The following is a 2,457-nucleotide window of genomic DNA, read 5'->3' on the forward strand; positions in this document are numbered from 1 at the left end:
TCGGCCAGGGCCGAGCCCAGGGCCATCAGCGCCGCGATCAGGGCGATCCTGGATGTCGTCCGGCTCAGCATCTTGGGCCTCCTATCTGGCGACCTCGGACAGGCGGATCTGCTTGGCATCCTTGCCCGGCTTGAAGGTGAACTCGTCGCCGGTGAGCGTCGGGTTCGTGTTCCAGCTGAGCCGGGCGGTGTAGGCCGGGTTGGCCGGGTCGACCTGGTCGACGATCACCACCTTCACCGGCAGGGGCTGGGGCCCCTTCTTGATCCAGATCTGCCAGTCGACCTTGGGCTGGCGGAAGGCGTACTGGTCGGTCTCGACGCCGTCGATCGTGGCCGTGCCGACGTGGAAGCCCGAGGTCAGGTTCTGCGCCGGATTGTCGGTCGGGTCGTTCCAGCGGAACAGGTCCTCGAGCGGCAGCTCGATGCCGAACTTGTTTTCGATGGCGTCGAGGGTCTGGCGGATGGTCGGCGGAGCGGCGGCGGTGGCGTAGTAGCCGAGCGTGGGCGCATAGACCGTGAACTGCTTGCCGTCGTAGAAGTAGGACCGCTGCCGCTGGTCGCTGACGAGCTCGATGCTGAAGGCGTCGGGCCGCCGGACCTTGTAGTTCACCACGCCGTCGAGCTGCACCCGCTGCCCCGCCTGGGTGACGACGTCCAGGCTGGTGTTGGAGGTCAGGGCGATCGCCGGCAGGGTGGCGAGATAGGCGCTCATCCGCTTCAGCGCCTGCAACGCTTCCGGCGCCACCGCGGGCGGCGTCACGGGCGCCGAGGGGACGGGCTTGGCGGTTTCGGCAGGAGCGGCCAGGCCCGGCGCCCCGCTCGCGAGCGCCAAGCCAAGCCCGGCGACGACCAGACCCAACGACCGCATGGCGATTGTCCTCAAAAATCAGGGACTAAGCATCCGCCGCGCAAAGGCGCCCAACAATCCGGGGAAACCCCGAAGGCCTGTCCGGGACCGACCGAAGGCGCGCAGCCGGGCGGACAGGATCCGCTCTCGGCGCACAGACGGCGCATGGATCTCATAGAAGCGCGTCCGGCGCTGCGGGATTCACCCGAAGCGTGCCGGTTTCAGTGAGCGCGCGCCACGGATGGAGCTCGCGGCGGCGTTCGATTGCCGGAGATGGAAGAAATGGCGCGCCCGGAACGATTCGAACGTCCGACCCTCAGATTCGTAGTCTGATGCTCTATCCAGCTGAGCTACGGGCGCGCATCGCCTTGCGGCGAGGAGCGGCTATCTAGCGTCGTCGTTCGCCGGGTTCAACCCTTATCGCAAAACCGTCGCCGTTCGGGCGGCTCGCCGCAGCCTCAGAGGCCGAGCCTGGTGCGTTCGGCGGCGACGGCTTCGGCGAGGCCGGGGATGCGGTCGAAGGCGGAGCGGTTCAGGGCCTCTCTGCGGGACCACAGGTCGCGATACCAGTCGCGGCGCTCGGCGACCTGGATCGCGAACATCCGCTCGCGGCGCACCTGGTCCCAGGCCCGACGGCCCATGGCGCGGGTCGCGGCGGGATCGGCGAGCGCCTGGCGCAGCAAGGGCGCCCAGTCCGCCAGCGCCGGCGCCAGGAGGCCGTTCTCGCCGTGGCGGATCACGCCGGCGTAGATCACCGGCGAGCCGATGGTGACGACGCCGGCGCGGGCGGCGTCGAGGAACTTGGCGTCGCTCTTGGTCTCGCGCATCGGCAGCGGCTCGATCGGCGAGAGCGAGACGGCGCAGCCGGCCATGCGGGCCAGATAGGCCTCGTAGGTCAGGTGGTCCTCGTAGACCTTGTTGGCTGTGGGCAGGGCGTCGAACACCGCGCGGTCGCCCAGCACCAAGAACTCGGCGTCCGGGAACTCGGCGACCACCGGCGCCAACGAGCGGGCGACCTCTGCGCCGAACGCGCCGCGCGAGACGGCGCCGTAGAACACCCGCCTGGGCGGCCGGCCCTGCGGAAAGGGCGCGAGCTGGAAGACCGCATTGCCGAACACCCGCACCTCGGGATTGCGCGTGCGGAACAGCGCGGCCAACGGCTCGGTGCTGGTCTGCAGGGCGTGCGCATAGCCGAACCGGTCGAGGTCGGCGGGCGTGAAGGCGCGCCCCAGCGCCTCGGCGACCAGGCCCGGATGGTCATCGTACTCGATGACCACCAGCCAGCCGCGGGCGATGGCGAAGGCCATCTGCCCGCGGCCCGCCTCCAGCGACATCGGCGCCTGGCGCTGCAGCACCATCGCCTTGGGCGCATCTAGGGGCGCCGCCCCCGGCGCGTAGGGCGGGATCAGGTAGTCGACGATCAGCTCAGGGTCGGTGCGCAGGCCGCGGGCCGGCAAGCGGGTTCGTACATCCATCAGCCGCTGGGCGAAGGCGGCCATCTCGACCTTCAGCGGCGTGGGAAAGGCGGCGGCCTTGCGGCAATGGCGCCGGAGCTCTCGCCCGAGGGCGCCGCGGCAAAGCGCGTGCGGCCCTTGCTTCATGTGCTGCGCG

2 protein-coding genes and 1 tRNA gene are annotated in these 2,457 nt (G+C 70.2%); all 3 read right to left on the minus strand.

The window, feature by feature from the left end; all coding sequences use genetic code 11:
- Positions 1 to 81: 81 nt before the first annotated feature.
- Complete coding sequence (locus VJS38_RS03750) at positions 82 to 867, minus strand: DUF2092 domain-containing protein (protein WP_324086814.1); 786 nt, start codon at positions 865 to 867, stop codon at positions 82 to 84.
- A gap of 262 nt (positions 868 to 1,129) precedes the next feature.
- A tRNA-Arg gene (locus VJS38_RS03755) sits at positions 1,130 to 1,206 on the minus strand.
- Between the two features lie 98 nt (positions 1,207 to 1,304).
- On the minus strand, positions 1,305 to 2,457 hold a 1,153-nt coding region (locus VJS38_RS03760), incomplete at its 5' end, for a hypothetical protein (protein WP_324086815.1).

It is taken from the genome of Phenylobacterium sp., assembly GCF_035276905.1.
GTDB lineage: Bacteria > Pseudomonadota > Alphaproteobacteria > Caulobacterales > Caulobacteraceae > Phenylobacterium.